The sequence below is a fragment of the Pseudomonas sp. stari2 genome (assembly GCF_040760005.1).
Lineage (GTDB): Bacteria > Pseudomonadota > Gammaproteobacteria > Pseudomonadales > Pseudomonadaceae > Aquipseudomonas.
This window is the reverse complement of the sequence record NZ_CP099760.1, coordinates 4,734,342-4,758,497: the sequence shown is the minus strand read 5'-3', so window position 1 is coordinate 4,758,497 and position 24,156 is coordinate 4,734,342. Positions and strand designations below refer to the sequence as shown.

Here is a 24,156-nt window from a genome sequence, read left to right as displayed (position 1 = left end):
AAAACTTGAAAAAGGCTGTAGCCCCGGAGTTTGCCCCGGGGTGTTTACGATTCGGTGTGGCCGCTGATGCGACGGCCCCAGGCCCGGGCGGTTTCGCCCAGCTGTTGTTCGTCCAGGCGGGTCAGGCGGCGATCGTCGAGTAACTGCTTGCCGGCAACCCACAGGTGTTTCACGCAGTCCCGGCCGGTGGCGTAAATAAGCTGCGAGACCGGGTCATAGACCGGTTGCTGTGCCAGACCGGACAGATCGAACGCGACGATGTCTGCCGCCTTGCCGAGTTCCAGCGAGCCGGTCTCGGCTTCGATCCCCAAGGCTCGCGCACCGTTCAGCGTGGCCATGCGCAGCGCCCGGTGGGCGTCCAGCGCGGTGGCCGAGCCGGCGACAGCTTTGGCCAGCAATGCAGCGGTGCGAGTTTCGCCCAGCAGGTCCAGATCGTTGTTGCTCGCCGCGCCATCGGTGCCGACGGCCACGTTGACCCCGGCCTGCCACAGGCGCTCGACCGGGCAGAAACCGCTGGCCAGTTTCAGGTTCGACTCCGGGCAATGGATCACGCTGGTGTTGCTTTCTACCAGTAACGCCAGGTCGTCATCGCTGATCTGGGTCATGTGCACGGCCTGGAAGCGCGGGCCGAGCAGGCCCAGTCGGCCAAGGCGCGCCAACGGGCGTTCGCCGCGCTGTTCGACTGCTTGCTGCACTTCGAAGGCGGTTTCGTGGACGTGCATGTGGATCGAGGCGTCCAGCTCTTCGGCGATCACGCGGATTTTTTCCAGGTTCTCATCACCAACGGTGTAGGGTGCATGAGGGCCGAAAGTAATCTTGATGCGTTCGTGATGCTTCAGGTCGCCGAACAGTTCGACGCCCTGACGAATGGCTTCATCGGCGCTGGCAGCGCCCGGAATCGGGAAATCGAGGATCGGAATGGCGATCTGTGCACGGATTCCGCTGTTGTGCACGCGCTCACTGGCAACCTTCGGGAAGAAGTACATGTCCGAGAAGCAGGTGATGCCACCTTTTATCTGCTCGGCGATGGCGAGGTCAGTGCCGTCACGTACGAAGTCTTCATCGACCCATTTGCCTTCGGCCGGCCAGATATGGTTTTCCAGCCAGGTCATCAACGGCAGATCGTCAGCGAGACCGCGGAACAAGGTCATGGCCGCATGGCCGTGAGCATTGATCAGGCCGGGGCTGAGCAGCACGTCCGGCAATTCGCGGACTTCGGCGGCGTTACACTTCAAGGCTTCGGCACGCGGGCCGATGAACACGATGCGACCGTCGCGGATGCCCAGGCCATGTTCCTTGAGCACCACGCCTGCGGGTTCGACGGGTACCAGCCAGGTCGGCAGCAATAATAAGTCGAGCGCAATGGCAGGTTTCGGCATCGAGGGTCGGTTCCAGTGCTTTTGTATAAGGATGGCGAAGTATACCCGAGCGTCTTCGCGGGGGGATCGCTATAATCGGCGGCTTTTGTTCATGAGTGCGGGGTGAGGGATGCGCGATCGACTATTGGCTGCGGAGAAAGTAAAGGCCATCGATTGGCGTGATGGCGCGCTCCACCTGCTGGATCAGCGCGTTTTGCCGTTCGAGGAAAACTGGATCGCCTACACCAGCGCCGCCGGCGTGGCCGAGGCGATTCGTTCGATGGTAGTGCGCGGTGCGCCGGCCATCGGCATCAGTGCGGCGTATGGCATCGTGTTGGCCGCCCGTGCCCGGATCGCCGAAGGTGGCGACTGGTACGCGGCGCTGGAAGAGGATTTCATGCTGCTGGCCGATTCCCGGCCGACGGCGGTCAATCTGTTCTGGGCGTTGAACCGCATGCATGACCGGCTGGATCGGTTGAAAGAAAACGCCGATCCGCTGGCGACGCTGGAGGCCGAAGCCATCGCCATCCATGAAAGCGATCGCGAAGCCAACCTGACCATGGCCCAGCTCGGCGTTGACCTGATCCGCAAACATCAGGGCAACGCCCAGGCAATCCTGACCCACTGCAATACCGGCGCCCTGGCCACCGGCGGATTCGGCACGGCGCTCGGGGTGATCCGCGCCGCATTCATTGAGGGTATGGTCGAGCGTGTCTATGCCGATGAAACCCGGCCGTGGCTGCAAGGCTCGCGCCTGACGGCATGGGAACTGGCCAATGAAGGCATTCCGGTGACCCTTAACGCTGACTCCGCTGCCGCCCACATCATGAAAACCAAAGGCGTGACCTGGGTGATCGTCGGCGCTGACCGGATCACTGCCAACGGCGACGTGGCGAACAAGATTGGTACCTATCAACTGGCAGTCAACGCCATGCACCATGGCGTTCGTTTCATGGTGGTGGCGCCGAGTTCGACCATCGACATGAATCTGGCCAGCGGTGATGACATCCCGATCGAAGAGCGCGCCGGCGCCGAATTGCTGGAAGTTGGCGGCAAGCGCGTCGGGGCAGACGTTGAAGCGTTCAACCCGGTGTTTGACGTGACCCCGGCAGACCTGATCGATGCGATCGTCACCGAGAAAGGCATCGTCGAGCGCCCGGATACCGCGAAAATGGCGCAGTTGATGTGCCGCAAGCGCCTGCATTAAGGGGGTTCCGCGCCCGCTGAATCGCCATCGCCAGCAGGCGGGCTCCCACAGCTTCAGTGTTCACCACTGATTCTGTGGCAGCTGGCGTGCCAGCGATGGGGTCTTGAAAGTCAATAAACATCCGCAATTTCGTCCCGAAATTTGCATTCAGGGAAGCTCTGAGCCTCTCTCGTCCCCGTTAAGCCTGTCATCGGTCATCTAACTATGCTCCATGCGCATCTGGGGGATAGGTGCGTGGCGGCTCTTGTGATAACATCCGGCGTTTTCCGAGGCAGTCCCACGGGGTTGTCTTCACTGCGCAAATCCAGGGTCAACTTGTTGATTTGTCGTAAGTCGGCGCATGGCACTCGGCCTGCATCGACGAGCTTCGTGCGTCCCCTATGGATATGGCGAAGTTTCACCAGAAAAAGGAATCAGGCTTCTCATGGGCGAACTGGCCAAAGAAATCCTCCCGGTCAATATCGAAGACGAGCTGAAACAGTCCTATCTCGATTACGCGATGAGCGTGATCGTCGGCCGTGCACTGCCGGATGCGCGCGATGGCTTGAAGCCCGTGCACCGTCGCGTGCTTTTCGCGATGAGCGAGCTGGGCAACGACTTCAACAAGCCGTACAAGAAATCTGCCCGTGTTGTCGGTGACGTGATCGGTAAGTATCACCCGCACGGTGATACCGCGGTGTACGACACCATCGTCCGTATGGCTCAGCCATTCTCGCTGCGTTACCTGCTGGTGGACGGTCAGGGCAACTTCGGTTCGGTGGACGGCGACAACGCCGCGGCCATGCGATACACCGAAGTGCGCATGACCAAGCTGGCGCACGAGCTGCTGGCCGACCTGCACAAGGAAACCGTGGACTGGGTGCCGAACTACGACGGCACCGAACTGATCCCGGCGGTCATGCCGACCCGCGTTCCGAACCTGCTGGTCAACGGTTCCAGCGGTATCGCCGTGGGCATGGCGACCAACATTCCGCCGCACAACCTCGGTGAAGTCATCGACGGTTGCCTGGCTCTCATCGACAACCCTGAGCTGACCGTCGATGAGCTGATGCAATACATTCCCGGTCCGGACTTCCCGACCGCTGCGATCATCAACGGTCGTGCCGGCATCATCGAAGCCTACCGCACCGGCCGTGGCCGCATTTACATGCGTGCGCGTTCGATCATCGAAGACATCGACAAGGTCGGTGGCCGTCAGCAGATCGTCATCACCGAGCTGCCTTACCAGTTGAACAAGGCGCGTCTGATCGAGAAGATCGCCGAGCTGGTAAAAGAGAAGAAACTCGAAGGCATCACCGAACTGCGCGACGAGTCCGACAAGGACGGTATGCGTGTCGTGATCGAGTTGCGTCGCGGCGAAGTGCCTGAGGTGATCCTCAACAACCTCTACGCCCAGACCCAGCTGCAATCGGTATTCGGCATCAACATCGTCGCGCTGATCGACGGCCGTCCGCGGATCCTGAACCTCAAGGATCTGCTGGAAGCCTTCGTTCGTCACCGTCGCGAAGTCGTTACCCGCCGTACCGTGTTCGAACTGCGCAAGGCTCGTGAGCGTGGCCATATCCTTGAGGGTCAGGCCGTCGCCCTGTCGAACATCGACCCGGTGATCGCCCTGATCAAGGCGTCGCCGACCCCGTCGGAAGCCAAGGAAGCACTGGTCAGCACGCCGTGGGAATCCAGTGCGGTGATGACCATGGTCGAGCGTGCCGGTGCCGATTCGTGCCGTCCGGAAAACCTCGATCCGCAATACGGTCTGCGCGACGGCAAGTACTTCCTGTCGCCGGAACAGGCACAAGCCATTCTGGAACTGCGTCTGCACCGCCTGACCGGCCTGGAGCACGAAAAGCTGCTGGCCGAGTATCAAGAGATCCTGAACCAGATCGGCGAGCTGATCCGCATCCTCAACAGCGCCACGCGCCTGATGGAAGTGATCCGCGAAGAGCTGGAAGTGATCCGCGCCGAATACGGCGACGTGCGCCGCACCGAGATCCTCGATGCACGCCTCGACCTGACCCTGGGCGACATGATCCCGGAAGAAGAGCGCGTCGTGACCATCTCCCACGGCGGTTATGCCAAGACTCAGCCACTGGCTGCGTACCAGGCTCAGCGTCGTGGTGGTAAGGGTAAATCGGCTACCGGCGTGAAGGATGAGGACTACATCGCTCACCTGCTGGTCGCCAACAGCCACACCACGCTGCTGCTGTTCTCCAGCAAGGGCAAGGTGTACTGGCTCAAGACCTACGAGATTCCGGAAGCGTCCCGCGCCGCCCGTGGCCGTCCGCTGGTCAACCTGTTGCCGCTGGATGACGGTGAATACATCACTACCATGCTGCCGGTCGATCTCGAAGCCATGAAGCGTCAGGCTGATGAAGAAGAAGCCGAAGGCGCCGAGGCTGATGTAGACGACATCGAAAACAGCAACGAAACCGAAGAAGAGCGCAAGGCGCGTATCAAGGCTGCCGACCGCAAGAAGGCACCGTTCATCTTCATGTCGACCGCCAACGGTACCGTCAAGAAGACCCCGCTGGTGGCCTTCAGCCGTCAGCGCAGCGTCGGTCTGATCGCGCTGGAGTTGGACGAGGGCGACATCCTGATCTCCGCTGCCATCACCGATGGCGAGCAGGAAATCATGCTGTTCTCCGACGGCGGCAAGGTGACGCGCTTCAAGGAATCCGAAGTCCGCGCCATGGGTCGTACCGCTCGCGGTGTGCGTGGCATGCGTCTGCCGGAAGGGCAGAAGCTGATTTCCATGCTGATCCCGGAAGAGGGCAGCCAGATCCTGACGGCTTCCGAGCGTGGCTACGGCAAGCGCACGGCGATCACCGAGTTCCCTGAATACAAGCGTGGCGGCCAGGGCGTTATCGCCATGGTCAGCAACGAGCGTAACGGCCGTCTGGTCGGTGCGGTTCAGGTGCAGGACGGCGAAGAGATCATGCTGATCTCCGACCAGGGCACGCTGGTGCGTACCCGCGTCGACGAAGTTTCCAGTCTGGGTCGTAACACCCAGGGCGTGACCCTGATCAAGCTGGCCAAGGATGAAACCCTGGTCGGTCTGGAGCGGGTCCAGGAGCCGTCGGAAGTCGAGGGTGAAGAGTTTGAGGGTGAAGAAGGTGTCGAGCTGGAGGAGGGCGTGATCGGCGCCGAACCGGACGATGCAGTCGACAACCTGCAGGCGGACGCCGCAGACGAAGAAGAGTCGCAAGACTAACCAAATCGTAGCAGGGCAGAGTGTTTGCTCTGTCCGCTACCGTGATTGCATAGCGAGAGTGGATGTGAGCAAACGAGCCTTTAACTTCTGCGCAGGTCCCGCTGCGCTGCCTGAAGCTGTCCTGTTGCGTGCCCAGTCCGAGCTGCTCGACTGGCACGGCAAGGGTCTGTCGGTCATGGAGATGAGCCATCGTAGCGACGACTACGTGGCCATCGCCGAGAAAGCCGAACAGGACCTGCGCGACCTGCTGTCCATCCCCTCCAATTACAAAGTGCTGTTCCTGCAGGGCGGCGCGAGCCAGCAGTTCGCCGAGATTCCGCTGAACCTGCTGCCCGAGAATGGCACTGCCGACTATGTCGAGACCGGCATCTGGTCGAAGAAAGCCATCGAGGAGGCGCGTCGCTTCGGCAACATCAACGTTGCTGCCAGCGCCAAGCCTTATGACTATCTGGCAATCCCCGGCCAGAACGAGTGGAAGCTGACTCCGGGTGCGGCCTATCTGCACTACGCGTCCAACGAAACCATCGGCGGCCTGCAGTTCGACTGGGTTCCCGAGGCCGGTGACGTTCCGCTGGTGGTCGACATGTCTTCCGATATCCTCTCGCGTCCCATCGATGTGTCGCAGTACGGCCTGATCTACGCTGGTGCGCAGAAGAACATCGGCCCGAGCGGTCTGGTCGTAGTGATCGTCCGTGAAGACCTGCTGGGCCGTGCCCGCAGTTCGTGCCCGACCATGCTCGACTACAAGATCTCGGCCGACAACGGTTCGATGTACAACACCCCGGCCACCTATTCCTGGTACCTCTCGGGCCTCGTCTTCGAGTGGCTGAAGGAGCAGGGCGGCGTCGCTGCGATGGAGCAGCGCAACAAGGCGAAGAAAGATCGCCTGTACGGCTTCATCGACAACAGCGATTTCTACACCAACCCGATCAGCGTTAACGCCCGTTCCTGGATGAACGTGCCGTTCCGCCTGGCTGACGAGCGTCTGGACAAGGCGTTCCTGGCCGGTGCTGATGCTCGTGGCCTGCTCAACCTCAAGGGCCATCGTTCGGTCGGCGGCATGCGTGCCTCGATCTACAACGCCCTGGGTCTGGATGCGGTTGAAGCGCTGGTTGGCTACATGGCTGAGTTCGAGAAGGAGCATTCCTGATGTCCGAACAGGAACTCAAGGCGCTGCGCGTTCGCATCGACAGCCTCGATGAGAAGATCCTCCAACTGATCAGCGATCGCGCTCGCTGCGCCGAGGAAGTTGCCCGGGTCAAGATGGCCAGTCTGGCCGAAGGCGAGCAGCCGGTGTTCTATCGTCCCGAGCGTGAGGCGCAGGTCCTCAAGCGCGTGATGGAGCGCAACAAGGGGCCGCTGGGCAACGAAGAGATGGCGCGCTTGTTCCGCGAAATCATGTCCTCGTGCCTCGCCCTTGAGAACCCGCTGAAAGTGGCCTATCTCGGTCCGGAAGGTACGTTCACCCAGGCGGCGGCCATGAAGCACTTCGGTCACGCAGTGATCAGCAAGCCGATGGCGGCGATCGACGAAGTGTTCCGCGAAGTGGCGGCCGGTGCTGTGAATTTCGGCGTGGTGCCGGTGGAGAACTCCACCGAGGGTGCGGTCAACCACACCCTCGACAGCTTCCTCGAGCACGACATGGTTATTTGTGGCGAAGTCGAGCTGCGGATTCACCATCATCTGCTGGTCGGTGAAAACACCAAGACCGACAGCATCAGTCGCATCTATTCCCACGCTCAGTCGCTGGCCCAGTGTCGCAAGTGGCTGGACGCTCATTACCCGAATGTCGAGCGCGTGGCGGTGTCCAGCAACGCCGAAGCGGCCAAGCGGGTCAAGGGCGAATGGAATTCGGCGGCGATCGCCGGTGACATGGCGGCCGGGCTGTATGGCCTGACCCGTCTGGCCGAGAAGATCGAGGATCGTCCGGACAACTCCACGCGCTTCCTGATGATCGGTAACCAGGAAGTGCCGCCGACCGGCGACGACAAGACGTCGATCATCGTGTCCATGAGCAACAAGCCAGGTGCGCTCCACGAGCTGCTGGTGCCGTTCCATGACAACGGGATCGACCTGACCCGGATCGAAACCCGTCCGTCGCGCAGCGGTAAATGGACCTACGTGTTCTTCATCGACTTCGTCGGCCATCACCGTGATCCGCTGATCAAAGGTGTGCTGGAAAAGATCAGTCAGGAAGCAGTAGCACTCAAGGTGCTGGGTTCCTACCCGAAAGCAGTTCTCTAAGGGGCGGTAGCAAATGAGTGGCAACTTCCTCGCTCTGGCACAGCCGGGCGTGCAACAACTTTCGCCATACGTGCCGGGCAAGCCCGTGGACGAGCTGGCGCGCGAGCTGGACCTGGATCCGGCAAGCATCGTCAAGCTGGCGAGCAACGAAAACCCGCTGGGCGCGAGCCCGAAAGCGCTGGCCGCAATTCGCGAAGCGCTGGACGAGCTGACCCGTTATCCGGACGGCAACGGTTTTGCTCTGAAATCCCTGCTGGCCGAGCAGTGCCGTGTCGAGCTGAACCAGGTGACCCTGGGCAACGGCTCCAACGACATTCTCGAGCTGGTGGCGCGCGCCTATCTGGCGCCGGGCCTGAATGCGGTGTTCAGCGAGCACGCGTTTGCTGTGTATCCGATCGCGACCCAGGCGGTCGGCGCTCAGGCCAAGGTCGTTCCGGCCAAGGACTGGGGGCATGATCTGCCGGCGATGCTGGCGGCCATCGACGCCAACACGCGCGTCGTGTTCATCGCCAACCCGAACAACCCGACCGGCACCTGGTTCGGCGCCGAAGCGCTGGACGAGTTCCTGCAGGACGTGCCGGAGCATGTGCTGGTGGTGCTGGACGAGGCCTACATCGAATACGCCGAAGGCAGTGATCTGCCGGACGGTCTGGATTTCCTCGCGGCTTATCCGAACCTGCTGGTCTCGCGCACCTTCTCCAAGGCCTATGGTCTGGCGGCGCTGCGCGTTGGTTACGGCCTGTCCACCCCGGTGGTGGCAGACGTGCTGAACCGCGTACGGCAACCGTTCAATGTCAACAGCCTGGCCTTGGCCGCGGCGTGTGCGGCGCTGAAGGACGAGGAGTATCTGGCGCAGAGCCGTCAGCTCAACGAGTCCGGCATGCAGCAGCTGGAAGCGGGTTTCCGCGAGCTGGGCCTGAGCTGGATTCCGTCCAAGGGCAACTTTATCTGCGTCGACCTCGGTCAAGTGGCGGCTCCGGTGTTCCAGGGTCTGCTGCGCGAAGGCGTGATCGTGCGTCCGGTGGCCAACTACGGCATGCCAAACCATCTGCGGGTGACCATTGGTCTGCCGGCGGAAAACAGCCGCTTCCTTGAAGCGCTGCGCAAGGTTCTGGCTCGTGGGTGATGTCACTGCGCTGCAATCTGCTGCACCTATGATCGGGCGCCTGGTGGTGGTCGGTCTGGGACTGATCGGTGGTTCGTTTGCCAAAGGCTTGCGTGAAAGCGGTGTGTGCCGCGAAGTGGTCGGGGTCGATCTCGACCCGCAATCGCGCAAGCTGGCGGTCGATTTGGGCGTGGTTGATCGCTGCGAAGACGACCTGGTTGCTGCTTGCCAGGGCGCGGATGTGATCCAGTTGGCGGTGCCGATCCTGGCTATGGAAAAAGTGTTGGCCCGTCTGGCCGGCATGGATCTGGGGCAGGCGATCCTGACGGACGTCGGCAGCGCCAAGGGCAATGTGGTGCGTGCGGCGACCGAAGCGTTCGGCGGCATGCCGGCGCGCTTCGTGCCGGGTCATCCGATTGCCGGCTCCGAGCAGAGTGGGGTGGAAGCCTCCAACTCAGAGCTGTTTCGTCGTCACAAGGTGATTCTGACCCCGTTGGAGCAGACTGATCCGGCTGCGCTGGCAGTGGTTGATCGTTTGTGGCGCGAGCTGGGTGCCGATGTCGAGCACATGCAGGTCGAGCGGCACGATGAAGTGCTGGCAGCGACCAGTCATCTGCCGCATCTGCTGGCCTTCGGTCTGGTCGATTCACTGGCCAAACGCAATGAAAACCTTGAGATCTTCCGTTACGCTGCGGGCGGTTTTCGCGATTTCACAAGAATCGCCGGAAGCGACCCGGTCATGTGGCATGACATCTTTCTCGCCAATCGCGAGGCTGTCCTGCGCACACTCGATACATTTCGCAGCGACCTCGACGCCTTGCGCGACGCGGTCGATGCAGGGGATGGGCACCAATTGTTGGGCGTCTTCACGCGCGCCCGGGTTGCCCGCGAGCATTTCAGTAAAATCCTGGCCCGCAGGGCCTATGTGGACGCTATGAACTCCAACGATCTGATCTTCCTGGCTCAACCTGGTGGCCGCCTGTCCGGTCGGATTCGCGTACCGGGTGACAAATCGATTTCCCACCGTTCGATCATGCTCGGCTCCCTGGCTGAAGGCGTCACCGAAGTCGAAGGCTTCCTCGAGGGCGAAGATGCCTTGGCGACCTTGCAGGCGTTCCGCGACATGGGCGTGGTCATCGAAGGCCCGCATCACGGCCGCGTGACCATCCACGGTGTCGGCCTGCACGGCCTGAAACCTGCGCCGGGCCCGATCTATCTGGGCAACTCCGGCACTTCGATGCGCCTGCTTTCCGGCCTGCTGGCCGCGCAGGATTTCGACAGCACCCTGACCGGTGACGCGTCGCTGTCCAAGCGTCCGATGAATCGCGTCGCCAACCCGCTGCGGGAAATGGGCGCCGTGATTGAAACTGCTGCCGACGGTCGTCCGCCGATGACCATTCGTGGCGGTCACAAGCTCAAAGGCCTGACCTACACCATGCCGATGGCCAGTGCTCAGGTGAAATCCTGCCTGCTGCTGGCGGGGCTGTATGCCGAAGGCAAGACAACCGTGACCGAGCCAGCCCCGACCCGCGACCATACCGAGCGCATGCTGCGCGGCTTCGGCTATTCGGTGAGCGTCGATGGCGCGACGGCATCGGTCGAGTCCGGCGGCAAGCTGACCGCGACCCATATCGAAGTGCCGGGCGACATATCGTCGTCGGCGTTTTTCCTGGTGGCGGCGTCGATTGCTGAAGGTTCGGAGCTGGTGCTCGAGCACGTCGGCATCAACCCGACTCGTACCGGTGTAATCGACATCCTGCGCCTGATGGGTGCCGACATCACCCTGGAAAACCAGCGTGAAGTGGGTGGCGAGCCGGTTGCAGACTTGCGCGTACGAGCAGCTAAACTCAAAGGTATCGAGATTCCGGAAGCGCTGGTTCCACTGGCCATCGACGAGTTCCCGGTGCTGTTCGTGGCGGCAGCCTGTGCCGAAGGGCGCACCGTGCTGACCGGCGCAGAAGAGTTGCGGGTCAAGGAATCGGACCGTATTCAGGTCATGGCGGACGGTTTGCTGGCGCTGGGCGTCAAGTGCGAACCGACCCCGGACGGCATCATCATCGACGGCGGCCAGATCGGCGGCGGCGAAGTGCACGGTCATGGCGATCACCGCATCGCGATGGCTTTCAGCGTGGCCTCGTTGCGCGCCACTGCACCGATCCGCATCCATGATTGTGCCAACGTCGCGACATCGTTCCCGAACTTCCTGGCGCTATGCGCGCAGGTCGGTATTCGTGTGGCGCAAGAGGCTCAGTCGTGAACAACATTGCTCCGGTCATCACCATCGATGGACCAAGCGGCTCCGGCAAAGGCACCGTAGCCGGGATTCTGGCCAAGCGTCTGGGCTGGAATCTGCTGGATTCCGGTGCGCTGTATCGCTTGCTGGCGTTTGCTGCGCACAACCATGGTGTAGACCTGACCAATGAAGAGCTGCTGAAGAAACTGGCCGCTCATCTGGATGTGCAGTTCATCGCGGCGACCGACGGTCAGTTGCAGCGCATCATTCTGGAAGGTGACGAAGTCAGCGATGTCATTCGCACCGAGAGCGTCGGTTCCGGCGCTTCCCAGGTGGCTGCATTGCCGGCCGTGCGCGAGGCGCTGCTGCAGCGCCAGCGTGCTTTTCAGGAAGCGCCGGGCCTGGTGGCCGATGGTCGCGACATGGGAACGGTGGTATTTCCGAATGCGCCCTTGAAGATTTTCCTGACCGCCAGTGCCGAGGAGCGGGCGCGCCGTCGATATTTGCAGTTGAAGGGCAAAGTCGAGGGTGTTAGTCTGTCGAGTCTGCTAGATGAGATCCGTGCGCGCGATGAGCGTGATACTCAGCGAGCGGTGGCCCCGCTCAAGCCGGCGGCCGACGCGATACAGCTGGATTCCACGGAGTTGTCCATCGATCAGGTGCTTGAACGCATCATGAGCGAGATTGCCATTCGCGATATCGCCGGGTGACCAAGAGGGCCACAGGGGACCAGTCATAGTCCTGCGGTGCTTCTTTTTAATGAAACTAACCCACATTGTCTGGGATGTGGAGATGGGCGTACTTTTTCGCCCTAATCAACAGGAATTAAAATGAGCGAAAGCTTTGCGGAACTCTTTGAAGAAAGCCTAAAGACCCTGAACCTTCAGGCAGGCTCCATCATCACCGGTGTTATCGTTGATATCGATTACCAAGCTCGCTGGGTAACCGTTCACGCTGGCCTGAAGTCCGAAGCGCTGATCCCTCTGGAGCAGTTCTACAACGACGCTGGCGAACTGAACATCAACGTCGGTGACGAAGTTCACGTTGCTCTGGACTCGGTTGAAGACGGTTTCGGTGAAACCAAGCTGTCCCGTGAAAAAGCCAAGCGCGCTGAATGCTGGATCGTTCTGGAAGCAGCCTTCGCAGCTGAGGAAGTGGTCAAGGGCGTTATCAACGGTAAGGTTAAAGGCGGCTTCACTGTCGACGTTAACGGCATCCGTGCGTTCCTGCCAGGTTCCCTGGTTGACGTCCGTCCAGTGCGCGACACCACGCACCTGGAAGGCAAAGAGCTGGAATTCAAGGTCATCAAGCTGGACCAGAAGCGCAACAACGTTGTTGTTTCCCGTCGCAGTGTCCTGGAAGCTGAGAACTCCGCCGAGCGTGAAGCTCTGCTGGAATCCCTGCAGGAAGGCCAGCAAGTTAAAGGTATCGTCAAAAACCTCACCGATTACGGCGCATTCGTCGATCTGGGTGGCGTGGACGGCCTGCTGCACATCACCGACATGGCCTGGAAGCGCATCAAGCATCCTTCCGAGATCGTCAACGTTGGTGACGAGATTGACGTCAAGGTTCTGAAATACGATCGCGAACGCAACCGTGTTTCCCTGGGCCTGAAGCAACTGGGCGAAGATCCATGGGTTGCTATCAAAGCCCGTTACCCAGAAGGCACTCGCGTTACCGCTCGTGTAACCAACCTGACCGACTACGGCTGCTTCGCTGAGCTGGAAGAAGGCGTTGAAGGTCTGGTACACGTTTCGGAAATGGACTGGACCAACAAGAACATCCACCCTTCGAAAGTCGTACAGGTCGGCGACGAAGTGGAAGTCATGGTTCTGGACATCGACGAAGAGCGTCGTCGTATCTCCCTGGGCATCAAGCAGTGCAAGTCGAACCCATGGGAAGACTTCTCTGGCCAGTTCAATAAGGGCGACAAAATCTCCGGCACCATCAAGTCGATCACCGATTTCGGTATCTTCATTGGTCTGGACGGCGGCATCGACGGTCTGGTTCACCTGTCCGACATCTCCTGGAACGAAGTGGGCGAAGAAGCCGTACGTCGTTTCAAGAAGGGCGACGAACTGGACACCGTTATCCTGTCGGTTGACCCGGAGCGTGAGCGTATCTCCCTGGGTATCAAGCAACTGGAAAGCGATCCGTTCTCCGAGTACGTCTCGGTTAACGACAAAGGCGCAATCGTTACTGGCACCGTGAAAGAAGTTGACGCCAAAGGCGCCATCATCGTTCTGGCCGACGATATCGAAGCGACTCTGAAAGCCTCCGAAATCAGCCGTGACCGCGTTGAAGACGCGCGCAACGTTCTGAAAGAAGGCCAGCAAGTAGAAGCCAAGATCATCAGCGTTGATCGTAAGAGCCGCGTAATCCAGCTGTCGATCAAATCGAAAGACGATGCTGAAGAGAAAGAAGCCATCCAGAGCCTGAAAGCGGCTCCGGAAGGTGAAGCAGCTGACACCACTATGGCGGCACTGCTGCGTCAAGCAATGGCCAAACAGAACTGAGTTCTGTCTGATCATTAAAAAGGGCGACTTCGGTCGCCCTTTTTTATGCCTGCGATTTGGTGTGGCGCCATGCTGTGTGTTGTCCCGGTGAAACCATTCCTTTTGTGCGGCGGTCTGTTTCTTTAATCGGATCAATCGTCTATTCGCGTCTAGGCTTAGTCTGAGGATCGCAGTAGTCGGGTGTGAAGCCTGGCATAAGGAAATGAATGAACAAGCTTATAGTCTTGATGGGCATGCTGGCTTTGGCGGGCTGTACGACCAGCGCGAAGACTCATGCGGTACGCGGCGTCAGTGGCATTGAGGTTGATTGCTCCGGTTTGGGGTCGGGTTGGGAGAAGTGTCAAAAACGTGCGGCGAAAGAATGCAAGGGGGCGGGTTATAAGGTGGTCACCCGATCGGATGATGCCAAGGATGAGGATTTGTTTCCCTTCGGCTTCAATCCCGCAGGCTACGTCACTCGTACCATGCTGGTCATCTGTCGCTGAGAGTGCGTTGTTCCGGCGGGTGACTAGATGCCTTGGAAGTGGGCGTTTTGGTGTGGGAAAAGATATGTCAACCCCTGGGCTGTTCAAAATCTTCCGGGCGTGCTAAAACCTTTCAAGCGCTGATCTAGCTGCTTGAAAAAGAAGGGAAAAATATGACGAAGTCGGAGTTGATCGAACGAATTGTCACCCATCAAGGGCTGCTCTCATCCAAGGATGTGGAGTTGGCCATCAAGACCATGCTCGAACAAATGTCCCAATGCCTGGCTACGGGTGATCGCATCGAGATCCGTGGCTTTGGCAGCTTCTCCCTGCACTATCGTGCCCCGCGGGTCGGGCGCAATCCAAAAACTGGTCAATCTGTCAGTCTTGACGGCAAGTTCGTTCCGCATTTCAAGCCGGGAAAGGAATTGCGTGATCGGGTGAACGAGGAAGAGGAGGAGGGGCTTTGACAGTTGCTATCCTTCGGGGAGTTTTCCATGCGTAATTTCAAGCGCATGCTTCTTGGTGTTTTCATTCTTCTGCTGGTGTTGGTGATTCTGGCGTTCGTTCTCGAGAATCAGCAGTCAATCTCTCTGGTGTTTCTTGGCTGGGCTGGTCCGCAACTTCCCGTCTCGCTGATCATGGTTGTCGCGCTGCTCGTCGGGATGCTGATCGGGCCTGTGCTGGGCTGGTTTCTGGGGCGCTCCTCCAGAGCTGCTCGCAAGCGACTGGTCTGAAATGATGGGGGGTGGGAGGTCGTGAATTTGCACCGCTACCTGTCTATATCCATTAGTAAAACGTTCATTTAGCTGTAAAATGCCGCCCTTATTCGACAGTGGCATATTTGCATGTCGCTGAAGGCTTGCTCTTAAAGAAGCCTCTCGACTCAGGCTTTGCATTCATGGATTAGACAGCGCTCGGTTGGCAGCCCTGTCAGCACCTCAAGGGTATGGTTTCGCGTGAAAATTCTAGTAACCGGCGGTGCCGGGTTTATTGGCTCAGCAGTTATCCGTCACATCATTTCCAATACATCCGACTCTGTAGTGAACGTCGACAAGTTGACGTATGCCGGTAATCTTGAATCGCTGGCCCAGGTCAGTCACGACCCGCGTTATGTATTCGAACGTGTGGACATCTGTGATCGCGCAGAGATTGAGCGTGTCCTGCAAGTGCATCAGCCAGACGCGATCATGCACCTGGCGGCAGAGTCGCATGTCGACCGCTCGATTTCCGGTCCTTCGGAATTCATCCAGACCAATATTATTGGTACCTACACGCTTCTCGAGGCTGTACGGCACTACTGGATAACCCTCGACGATCATCGCAAGAGCGCTTTCCGATTCCACCATATCTCGACGGACGAGGTTTACGGCGATCTTGAAGGGCCTGAAGATCTTTTCACCGAAGAAACGCCTTATCAGCCGAGCTCCCCGTATTCGGCGAGCAAGGCCAGCTCCGATCATCTCGTCCGTGCCTGGGCTCGAACCTATGGTCTGCCGACTCTGGTGACCAATTGCTCGAACAATTACGGCCCCTGCCATTTCCCTGAAAAGCTGATCCCGCTGATCATTCTAAATGCATTGGAGGGCAAGCCGCTGCCTGTGTATGGCAAGGGTAATCAGGTTCGTGACTGGCTCTACGTCGAAGATCATGCCCGTGCACTCTATAAAGTTGTTACCGAAGGTGTGATCGGCGAGACCTATAACATCGGTGGTCATAACGAAAAGCAGAACATCGAAGTGGTGCATACGTTGTGCGCGCTGCTTGATGAGTTGCGTCCTGAATCTGCTTATCGCCCACATGCCAGTCTGATCACATATGTTCAGGACCGGCCGGGCCATGACCAGCGTTACGCGATCGATGCCAGCAAGATCCAGCGGGAGCTGGGCTGGACGCCGCAGGAAACTTTCGAAACCGGCATCCGTAAAACGGTCGAGTGGTATTTGAATAATGCCGACTGGGTCGCTCATGTCAAAAGTGGCAGTTACCAACAGTGGATTGATCAGAACTACGCAAGTCGCTCAGGCCAGTGATGAGAATTCTCTTGCTAGGGAAAAGTGGCCAGGTGGGATGGGAGCTGCAGCGCTCCCTTTCTCCATTGGGGGAACTGATTTCGCTGGATCGCCATGGCGCGGATGGTTTGTGCGGCGACTTGTCCGACCTCGTCGGTCTGCGCGCCACCATTCGTAGTGTCCGCCCGAACATTATCGTCAACGCAGCGGCATACACCGCTGTCGACAGGGCTGAAGTCGAGACCGAGCTGGCCGATTGCGTGAATGCGCGGGCCAGTCAGGTCATGGCCGAAGAAGCAGCAGCGCTGGATGCATGGTTGATTCATTATTCGACCGACTACGTATTCAATGGCCAAGGTTCGACACCCTGGGTCGAAACCGATGAAATTGCTCCCCTGAACCGCTATGGCTTCAGCAAGGCGGCCGGTGAGCAGGCGATTATCGCCTCAGGCTGCAAGCACCTGATCTTCCGTACCAGTTGGTGTTATGGCGTGCGCGGCAGCAACTTCGCCAAGACCATGATGAGGCTGGCCAGTGAGCGTGACACGCTGAGTGTGATCGTGGATCAGATCGGCTCGCCGACCGGTGCGGATCTGATTGCCGATGTCACGGCGTTGGCTATTCAGCGTGTCATGCATTCTCCGGAACTTGCCGGGGTGTACCACCTGGCGGCTGGCGGTGAAGTGTCCTGGCACGGTTATGCGTCTTTTGTGATCGATTTTGCTCGACGCCATGGCGAGGCGTTTGCGGTGACAACGATCAACCCGATTGAAACCAGCGCCTATCCAACCCCCGCACGCCGCCCTTTGAATTCTCGTCTGAATACTCAAAAGCTGTGCCGGGCCTTTTCTTTGCACTTGCCGGATTGGCAAAGTGGTGTCACCCGAATGCTCAGGGAAATTCTCAACAAATGATCAAGACTAACCGTAAAGGCATCATTCTGGCCGGTGGTTCGGGTACACGCCTGCACCCGGTCACCCTTGGTGTGTCCAAGCAGTTGTTGCCGATCTATGACAAACCGATGATTTTCTATCCGTTGTCGGTGCTCATGCTGGCAGGGATGCGGGAAATCCTGATCATCTCCACACCTGAGGATTTGCCGAATTTTCGCAAGTTGCTGGGTGACGGTAGCCTGTACGGCATCGAATTGAGTTATGCCGAGCAGCCAAGCCCGGACGGGCTGGCCCAAGCTTTCATCATCGGTGAAGAGTTCATTGGTGAAGATCCTTGCTGCCTGATTCTGGGCGACAATATTTTCTACGGACAATATTTCACCGAGAACCTGCGTTCGGCCAGTGCTCAGGCATCGGGTGCTACGGTGTTCGGTTATCACGTTTCCGATCCGGAGCGTTTCGGGGTTGTGGAATTTGATGCCAATGGCAGAGCCTTGAGCATTGAAGAGAAGCCTCTCAAACCGAAGTCCAACTACGCGGTTACCGGGTTGTATTTCTACGATAATCAGGTTGTGGAGATCGCAAAGAGCATCAAGCCTTCTGAGCGTGGCGAGTTGGAGATCACCGACATCAATCGCACCTATCTGGAGAAGAGAACGCTTAATGTCGAAATGTTAGGTCGCGGCTTTGCCTGGCTGGATACCGGAACGCATGACTCCTTGCTTGAAGCCGGTCACTTTGTGCATACCATCGAGCATCGCCAAGGCCTGAAGGTCGCCTGCCTCGAAGAGATTGCATACAACAATGGCTGGATCACCGCTGAACAGGTCGCGACTCAGGCCGAGCGTCTGCGGAAAACCGGTTATGGGCAGTACCTGCAAAAGCTGCTGGACCAACCTTCGATCTAATATCGTTCTTTCTGTCGGTCCATGGGTCTCGGAGGCTAATTACCGAGTTATTAATTCATGGTTGTCACGCTAGAATGGCAGGCAGAAACCAGCGATGTATTTGACGCCTCGGAGGGCGGTTCAATCAGCCCCTTTGCCTGTTGTCAAAGGGGCAGGCAGGTACTCTTTGGGCGGGATGTGGCAGAGCTTCCACTGTTTCAAGCGAACGGTTGGGGCAAGAATGTGCACTGATTTCGGTGCAAGAATGACTAGAAACATAACTGAGCCCGTTTTTCTGATACTTACCGTCAGTAAAGGGGATTAAGGATTTAGAGCATGGAACTGATTCCCGTAATTTTGTCTGGTGGCGTAGGCAGCCGCCTGTGGCCTGTTTCTCGCGAAGCTCATCCCAAGCCTTTCATGGATCTGCCGGATGGCCAGAATCTGATCCAGAAGACGTTCCTGCGCGCTTCGCGCCTTGAAGGCGTCGTTGAGGTTCTCACTGTCACCAATCGTGAACTGTTGTTCAAGACTGAAGACGAGTACGGTGTCGTCAACACGGCCAAGCACGCCCAAGGCTTCATCCTGGAGCCTTTCGGACGCAATACGGCAGCGGCGGTGGCGGCAGCGGCACTGCAACTGGAGGCCACCCATGGCCCGGATGCGCATATGCTGGTGCTGGCAGCTGACCACCTGATCAAGGATGAAAAAGCCTTTGCGGCGGCGGTCGGCAAGGCCGTTGCGCTGGCCAGCAAGGGTTGGCTGGTCACGTTTGGTATTCAGCCGACCTATCCGGAAACCGGCTTCGGCTACATCGAGGCGCAGAAGGATGCTCCACTCGAGGGTGGCTTGAAGGTCGCGCGTTTTGTCGAGAAGCCCAACCTGGAAACAGCCCAGGGGTACGTGAGCGCCGGCAACTATTTCTGGAACTCCGGCATGTTCTGCTTCCGCGTGGGCACTGTGCTGGAAGAGCTTCGCCAGCACGCGCCTGACGTTGTCGATGCCGTGGCCAAAACCATCGAAGCCTCGCGCCTGACCTCCTCGAGCAAATATCGCTGCCTGGCGCTGGATGCTGGGCGTTTTGCCGAGGTTCCGGATATTTCCATCGACTACGCCCTGATGGAGCGCTCGACGAAAGTTGCGACCATTCCTTGCGATATTGGCTGGAGCGACATCGGTTCCTGGAACGCCGTGAGCGAGCTGACCCCGGCTGACGAAAACGGCAACCGTTTCGAAGGTGAGGTTCTGTCCCATGGCTCACGCAACAACTATGTGAACAGTGAAGGGCGCCTGACCGCTCTGGTCGGTGTGGAAGACCTGCTGGTCATCGACACGCCCGATGCCGTGATGATTGCCCACAAGGATCACGCTCAGGACGTCAAGCACATCGTCAACCAGCTCAAGGCGTGCAGCCATACCGTGCACTTGCTGCATCGCACGGTACATCGTCCATGGGGCACCTACACCACCCTGGAAAACGGCGAGCGTTTCAAGATCAAACGTATTGTCGTCAAGCCGAAGGCGTCCCTGTCTCTGCAGATGCATCACCACCGCAGTGAACACTGGATTGTTGTCAGCGGCATGGCAAAGGTGGTCAATGATCAGCAGGAGTTGATGCTCGACACCAACGAGTCGACGTTCATCCGTGCAGGTCACCGGCACCGGCTGGAGAATCCGGGCATGATCGACTTGGTGCTCATCGAAGTGCAGAGCGGCGAGTATCTGGGTGAGGACGATATCGTTCGTTTTGAAGACATCTACGGCCGCGTTGACAAGTAACAGCGTGCTGGCAGTCATAAGCCTGACCGGTGATTGTTCAACCGGTCAGGCTTATTTGCATGTGTCCACCCTCGACTTTAATTCCTATCGATGACGCACGACCCGTTCGAAATGTGTCATCCCCGTTTCCCGGCAAGAGACCAGAATGCATACCCCTATCAAAACCCGCTGCTTCAAGGCTTATGACATCCGTGGCCAGGTGCCTTCCGACCTCAACGAAGATGTGGCTTATCGGATTGGCCGTGCAATGGTCGCCGAGCTGCAAGGCAAGAGCATTGTGCTGGGGCGGGATATGCGGCTGGAAAGCCCGATGCTGGCCGAAGCAATGACCCGCGGTCTGCGCGAGGCCGGGGCACAGGTCATTGATATCGGCTTGTGTGGCACCGAAGAAGTCTACTTCGCCACCAGCGCATTCGGCGCCGATGGCGGTGTGATGATCACCGCAAGTCACAACCCCAAAGGGTACAACGGCATGAAGCTGGTCAAGTCGCAGTCGCGACCGATCAGTGGTGATACGGGGCTCAATGCGATCCGAGACCGCGTGGAAAGTGGCGATCTCGGGCCGCTGGCAGACGAGCCTGGTGCTGTTCGTCACGAGCTGGACAAGGCGCGCTACATCGCCCATCTGTTGACTTATATCGACGTTGCGGATCTGAAACCGCTGAAGGTCCTCGCCGATCCAGGCAACGGCGCCGCCGGCCCGGTACTGCTGGAACTGATCGACAAGCTGCCTTTCGAGTGGGTGCTGATCAATGCCGAACCGGACGGTAACTTCCCCAACGGCGTGCCCAATCCACTGCTGCCGGAAAACCGCGAACTGACCCGTCAGGCGCTGTTGGACAAAGGCTGTGACGTGGGCCTGGCATGGGATGGTGACTTTGACCGCTGCTTCTTTTTCGACGAAACCGGTCGATTCATCGAAGGCTACTATCTGGTCGGTCTGCTGGCGGAAATGCTGCTCAAACAGCACCCGGGCAGCAAGATCATTCATGACCCGCGCCTGACCTGGAACACCATCGACCAGGTTGAACAGGCCGGCGGTGTGCCGGTGCTGTGCAAGACCGGGCATGCCTTTATCAAAGAACGCATGCGGCTTGAGGATGCGATCTACGGCGGCGAAATGAGCGCCCACCACTATTTCCGTGACTTTGCCTACTGCGACAGCGGGATGATTCCGTGGTTGTTGGTGACCGCGCTGATGTCCACCACCGGCAAGACCCTTGCGCAACTGGTTGACGAGCGTATTGCGGCTTATCCGTGTACCGGCGAGATCAACTATCGGGTGGACGATGTGCCGGCGATGCTGCAGAAGGTGCTGGAACACTATTTGCCACAGAATCCGGTCCTCGACAGGACGGATGGCATCAGTGTCTCCTTTTCCGACTGGCGCTTCAATTTGCGCGGTTCCAATACCGAGCCGTTGTTGCGACTGAACGTTGAAGCAAGGGGTGATCAAACGTTGATGTGGGCTCGACTGAAAGAGCTCGAAACGCTGATCAAGGGTGCTTGAGATCTTCGGTCTCTTTGGTATTCAACGGCGCCCGTGCTGCGGTGAGCGATTCATCGCGGTGCGGTCGCGGGTTGTGAAATATCAATACTATAGGTTCATATTTTGAAAACGGTTTTATTGCTAAGCACCTATCCGATCGCCAGTCCCCGCCACGGGGGCCAGGTCCGGGTTGCCAACATCGCGAAAACCTTCGAGGAAAGTGGCTGGGACGTTACCCATCTGGCCGTTTATGAGCCTGAGGGTTACCCGCCGTCGACATTGGGTTCCAACGACGTCAGTTTTCCCGCCGGCAGCCGCTTCCGCAAATACAAAGGCACCTATGTGCCGTTGATCAACGATCTGCTTTCGGGAGAGTTCGCCGCGTCGGAAGAGGGCGGGTTTGCCGATATTCTCAAGAAACTGCCTGCGGTTATCGACGTCATTCATGTCGAGCAGCCTTGGCTCTGGCCGTTGGTGCTGAAGATCAAGCAACTGCCGCAATACAGTAATGCCTGCCTGATTTATGGATCGCAGAACATCGAGGCCCCGCTGAAGCAGGAAATCCTCGACAGCTACGGTATCAAGGGCGCTGAGCCGGTCATTGCCGATATTGAAGCCCTTGAGCGCAAGGCTGCGCTGGAAGCCGATATTGCCGTGGCTGTTACGCAAGCGGACTACGACATTCTCAAGGCCTGGGGTGCAAAAATGCCCCTGTTGGCGCCCAATGGCATCGCACCCTGGACAGCGAAGGCCGAGGTGCTCGAGAGCTGGAAGGAACGCCTGCCCGAGTCGCCGTGGATTCTCTATGTCGCCAGCGCCCATCCGCCCAACTTCAAAGGTTTCAATGAGTGCCTGGGCAGTTCCCTTGCGTGCATTCCACCTGACAGCAAGCTGGTGGTGGTCGGCAGTGTGTGCGAACACCTGGAGTCGACGCTTAGGGACAGCCGTTGGGGGCAACTGAACCTGTCGCGCCTGCAACTGTTGTACATGCTGCCGGATGATGACCTGGATGCAGTGAAAACCCTCGCTCATGCGTTCCTGTTGCCGATTCCCCATGGTGGCGGTTCCAACATCAAGACTGCAGAAGCTATCTACTCCGGCAAGTACGTGGTCGGAACGGAGTCGGCGTTCCGTGGCTTCGAGCAGCATCTGGATCTGCCGGAAATCAGTGTCGCCCGCACACCGGGCGAGTTTCATGCGGCGATCCGCATGCGCTTGACCGGGCCGGCGACGATCGATGTCCGTGGCCCGGACAGAGAGTCCCGGGAATCGTTGACCTGGGCACGAAGCCTGGAATCGATTCCGCATGCAGCAATACAAGTCATTGAGAAGAAGGCGCAAGCATGACGACCTGGTTTGACGTAACGACCATCCTTGGCTGGCGTCGGCCGGCGGTAGGCATTATTCGTACTGAAGCGGAAGCGGCTGCCCACGCGCTCGAGCTGATCGCCGCCGGCGAAGATGTGAAGTTTTGCTTCTACAGTCACTCCACGGGTTATAGCGCTGTCGACTCTTCTGATGTGGCCGCAACCCTGAAGCGAATTTCCGGTGCCCACTCGGCCGCGGCGGGCAAGGTAGTGGCGAGCAGCTCGAGCAAGAGTTCGATTGAAGCACGGCTGAAGGAGAAAGCAACCAAGGTACTCAACCGCTTGCCGCCAAAGGTCAGTGGGCGCATTTATCAGTTCTTTCAGCTGCGTCGCGTGTCAATCGTCGAGGCCGTGATCGCTCTCCGGCACATGCGCTCGGCGGTCAGGGGGTTCCTGAAGCCAGCCAACCGGACTCATGTCTTCACTCCGTCGTCCGTCAAGGCAAGCATGGCCGGCCACCCGTTCTCGAAGGGCGACAGTTACATTTCTGTGGGGTTGGACTGGGACAATAAGAATCTTCCGCATCTTTATGAGCTCAAGAAGCAAGTTGGCCTGCGCGTCATACTGTTCTGCTATGACGTGATCCCGGTAAGACTCCCTCATTTGTGCGTGGGTGATGTGGCGGCCAAGTTTGCCAACTATTTCACTGATGTCTCCTGGTGTGCGGACAAGATCCTGTGTATTTCGGAATGCACCCGCAAAGACCTGATCGCTCTGCTCGAGGAACTCGGTGCGCCGGTCCCGGAAACGGCCGTGGTCAAGCTGGGATGCCAGCTCTCGCATGAACTGAGCGATGACATCAGTGCTGATGTGAAGGCGCTATTGAAAGAGCGGTTCGTGTTGTTCGTTTCAACGATCGAACGCCGCAAGAATCACGAGGTTCTTTATCGTGCCTACACGCGTCTGATTGATAGTGGTGTTCAGGATCTGCCGAAACTGGTGTTTGTCGGGATGCAGGGCTGGGGTGTTGGTGACTTGATGGCGGACATCCAGCTTGATCCGAGAACCAAGGACTACATTCGTATCCTGAACAATGTCTCCGATTCGGACCTCATGCACCTGTACCGTCATTGCATGATGACGGCATTTCCGTCGCTGTATGAAGGCTGGGGACTGCCGGTTGCAGAGAGTCTGGCTGCCGGCAAGTACTGCCTTGCCTCCAGTGCGGCGTCCATACCGGAAGTGGGTGGTGAACTGCTGGATTACCTGGAACCGTGGGATGTCTCGGTATGGGTGGCGGAACTGCAGAAGTATGCGTTCGACCCTGCAGCGCTGGCTGCCAAGGAAGATGCAATCAAGCGTGACTACAAGCCCGTCGCGTGGAAGGACACGGCGCAGTTTGTCTTCGGCAGTTTGAAGTAAGGGGCGAATGCAGCAAAGGTTGTGAAATGCGG

At 58.6% G+C, this 24,156-nt stretch carries 19 protein-coding genes; 18 read left to right on the top strand and 1 reads right to left on the bottom strand.

Annotated features, from left to right (window positions below; all coding sequences use genetic code 11):
- Positions 1 to 44: 44 nt before the first annotated feature.
- Positions 45 to 1,379 carry a TRZ/ATZ family hydrolase gene (locus NH234_RS21665; protein ID WP_007950908.1) on the bottom strand — a complete coding sequence of 445 codons (1,335 nt, stop codon included), beginning with the start codon at positions 1,377 to 1,379 and terminating at the stop codon, positions 45 to 47.
- A 109-nt stretch (positions 1,380 to 1,488) separates the two neighbouring features.
- Between NH234_RS21665 and mtnA the strand changes: the two genes are divergently transcribed.
- The 18 genes from mtnA (at position 1,489) to NH234_RS21575 (ending at position 24,124) form a co-directional block, all read left to right on the top strand.
- Positions 1,489 to 2,565: an S-methyl-5-thioribose-1-phosphate isomerase gene (mtnA, locus tag NH234_RS21660; RefSeq protein ID WP_085699925.1), complete on the top strand. Its 1,077-nt coding sequence runs from the start codon at positions 1,489 to 1,491 to the stop codon at positions 2,563 to 2,565.
- Between the two features lie 424 nt (positions 2,566 to 2,989).
- On the top strand, positions 2,990 to 5,773 hold the full coding sequence (gene gyrA, locus NH234_RS21655) for a DNA gyrase subunit A (protein WP_085730516.1): 2,784 nt from the start codon (positions 2,990 to 2,992) through the stop codon (positions 5,771 to 5,773).
- A 64-nt stretch (positions 5,774 to 5,837) separates the two neighbouring features.
- Positions 5,838 to 6,923, top strand: a complete 1,086-nt coding sequence (gene serC / locus NH234_RS21650; RefSeq protein WP_367254284.1) for a 3-phosphoserine/phosphohydroxythreonine transaminase — start codon at positions 5,838 to 5,840, stop codon at positions 6,921 to 6,923.
- Positions 6,923 to 8,017: a prephenate dehydratase gene (pheA, locus tag NH234_RS21645; RefSeq protein ID WP_085730518.1), complete on the top strand. Its 1,095-nt coding sequence runs from the start codon at positions 6,923 to 6,925 to the stop codon at positions 8,015 to 8,017. The genes serC and pheA overlap by 1 nt, the downstream gene beginning before the upstream one ends.
- 13 nt (positions 8,018 to 8,030) lie before the next feature.
- Positions 8,031 to 9,143, top strand: a complete 1,113-nt coding sequence (hisC, locus tag NH234_RS21640) for a histidinol-phosphate transaminase (RefSeq protein ID WP_007950914.1) — start codon at positions 8,031 to 8,033, stop codon at positions 9,141 to 9,143.
- Between the two features lie 28 nt (positions 9,144 to 9,171).
- Positions 9,172 to 11,379 carry a bifunctional prephenate dehydrogenase/3-phosphoshikimate 1-carboxyvinyltransferase gene (locus NH234_RS21635; RefSeq protein ID WP_256575969.1) on the top strand — a complete coding sequence of 736 codons (2,208 nt, stop codon included), beginning with the start codon at positions 9,172 to 9,174 and terminating at the stop codon, positions 11,377 to 11,379.
- Entirely contained in the window at positions 11,376 to 12,065 is a 690-nt protein-coding gene (cmk, locus tag NH234_RS21630; RefSeq protein ID WP_011335369.1) for a (d)CMP kinase, read from the top strand. Before NH234_RS21635 ends, cmk begins: the two co-directional genes overlap by 4 nt.
- 120 nt (positions 12,066 to 12,185) lie before the next feature.
- Positions 12,186 to 13,871 (top strand): 30S ribosomal protein S1, encoded by a 1,686-nt coding sequence (gene rpsA, locus NH234_RS21625; protein ID WP_039770554.1) that lies wholly within the window; start codon positions 12,186 to 12,188, stop codon positions 13,869 to 13,871.
- A gap of 206 nt (positions 13,872 to 14,077) precedes the next feature.
- Positions 14,078 to 14,356: a hypothetical protein gene (locus NH234_RS21620; protein ID WP_085730522.1), complete on the top strand. Its 279-nt coding sequence runs from the start codon at positions 14,078 to 14,080 to the stop codon at positions 14,354 to 14,356.
- Between the two features lie 152 nt (positions 14,357 to 14,508).
- The gene (gene ihfB / locus NH234_RS21615; RefSeq protein WP_007899751.1) at positions 14,509 to 14,805 is read left to right on the top strand and encodes an integration host factor subunit beta; all 297 of its coding nucleotides are present in this window, start codon (positions 14,509 to 14,511) and stop codon (positions 14,803 to 14,805) included.
- Positions 14,806 to 14,832: 27 nt separating this feature from the next.
- Entirely contained in the window at positions 14,833 to 15,072 is a 240-nt protein-coding gene (locus NH234_RS21610; RefSeq protein WP_085730523.1) for a LapA family protein, read from the top strand.
- A gap of 222 nt (positions 15,073 to 15,294) precedes the next feature.
- Positions 15,295 to 16,368 (top strand): dTDP-glucose 4,6-dehydratase, encoded by a 1,074-nt coding sequence (gene rfbB, locus NH234_RS21605; protein WP_367254283.1) that lies wholly within the window; start codon positions 15,295 to 15,297, stop codon positions 16,366 to 16,368.
- The gene (rfbD, locus tag NH234_RS21600; RefSeq protein ID WP_085730525.1) at positions 16,368 to 17,261 is read left to right on the top strand and encodes a dTDP-4-dehydrorhamnose reductase; all 894 of its coding nucleotides are present in this window, start codon (positions 16,368 to 16,370) and stop codon (positions 17,259 to 17,261) included. The genes rfbB and rfbD overlap by 1 nt, the downstream gene beginning before the upstream one ends.
- On the top strand, positions 17,258 to 18,148 hold the full coding sequence (rfbA, locus tag NH234_RS21595; protein ID WP_367254282.1) for a glucose-1-phosphate thymidylyltransferase RfbA: 891 nt from the start codon (positions 17,258 to 17,260) through the stop codon (positions 18,146 to 18,148). The genes rfbD and rfbA overlap by 4 nt, the downstream gene beginning before the upstream one ends.
- 315 nt (positions 18,149 to 18,463) lie before the next feature.
- Positions 18,464 to 19,906, top strand: coding sequence for a mannose-1-phosphate guanylyltransferase/mannose-6-phosphate isomerase (locus NH234_RS21590; protein ID WP_367254281.1), 1,443 nt, complete (start codon positions 18,464 to 18,466; stop codon positions 19,904 to 19,906).
- 145 nt (positions 19,907 to 20,051) lie between these two features.
- A complete protein-coding gene (locus tag NH234_RS21585; protein ID WP_367254280.1) occupies positions 20,052 to 21,416 on the top strand; it encodes a phosphomannomutase in 1,365 nt (454 codons plus the stop codon).
- Positions 21,417 to 21,518: 102 nt separating this feature from the next.
- Complete coding sequence (locus NH234_RS21580; RefSeq protein ID WP_367254279.1) at positions 21,519 to 22,742, top strand: hypothetical protein; 1,224 nt, start codon at positions 21,519 to 21,521, stop codon at positions 22,740 to 22,742.
- Positions 22,739 to 24,124, top strand: coding sequence for a glycosyltransferase family 4 protein (locus NH234_RS21575; protein WP_367254278.1), 1,386 nt, complete (start codon positions 22,739 to 22,741; stop codon positions 24,122 to 24,124). The genes NH234_RS21580 and NH234_RS21575 overlap by 4 nt, the downstream gene beginning before the upstream one ends.
- Positions 24,125 to 24,156: the final 32 nt, after the last annotated feature.

Coding starts and splice junctions, on each gene's coding strand:
- NH234_RS21665 (WP_007950908.1), bottom strand. CDS start 1,379: ATGCCGAAACCTGCCATTGCGCTCGACTTATTATTGCTGCCGACCTGG.
- mtnA (WP_085699925.1), top strand. CDS start 1,489: ATGCGCGATCGACTATTGGCTGCGGAGAAAGTAAAGGCCATCGATTGG.
- gyrA (WP_085730516.1), top strand. CDS start 2,990: ATGGGCGAACTGGCCAAAGAAATCCTCCCGGTCAATATCGAAGACGAG.
- pheA (WP_085730518.1), top strand. CDS start 6,923: ATGTCCGAACAGGAACTCAAGGCGCTGCGCGTTCGCATCGACAGCCTC.
- hisC (WP_007950914.1), top strand. CDS start 8,031: ATGAGTGGCAACTTCCTCGCTCTGGCACAGCCGGGCGTGCAACAACTT.
- NH234_RS21635 (WP_256575969.1), top strand. CDS start 9,172: ATGATCGGGCGCCTGGTGGTGGTCGGTCTGGGACTGATCGGTGGTTCG.
- rpsA (WP_039770554.1), top strand. CDS start 12,186: ATGAGCGAAAGCTTTGCGGAACTCTTTGAAGAAAGCCTAAAGACCCTG.
- NH234_RS21620 (WP_085730522.1), top strand. CDS start 14,078: ATGAACAAGCTTATAGTCTTGATGGGCATGCTGGCTTTGGCGGGCTGT.
- ihfB (WP_007899751.1), top strand. CDS start 14,509: ATGACGAAGTCGGAGTTGATCGAACGAATTGTCACCCATCAAGGGCTG.
- NH234_RS21610 (WP_085730523.1), top strand. CDS start 14,833: ATGCGTAATTTCAAGCGCATGCTTCTTGGTGTTTTCATTCTTCTGCTG.
- rfbD (WP_085730525.1), top strand. CDS start 16,368: ATGAGAATTCTCTTGCTAGGGAAAAGTGGCCAGGTGGGATGGGAGCTG.
- rfbA (WP_367254282.1), top strand. CDS start 17,258: ATGATCAAGACTAACCGTAAAGGCATCATTCTGGCCGGTGGTTCGGGT.
- NH234_RS21590 (WP_367254281.1), top strand. CDS start 18,464: ATGGAACTGATTCCCGTAATTTTGTCTGGTGGCGTAGGCAGCCGCCTG.
- NH234_RS21585 (WP_367254280.1), top strand. CDS start 20,052: ATGCATACCCCTATCAAAACCCGCTGCTTCAAGGCTTATGACATCCGT.
- NH234_RS21575 (WP_367254278.1), top strand. CDS start 22,739: ATGACGACCTGGTTTGACGTAACGACCATCCTTGGCTGGCGTCGGCCG.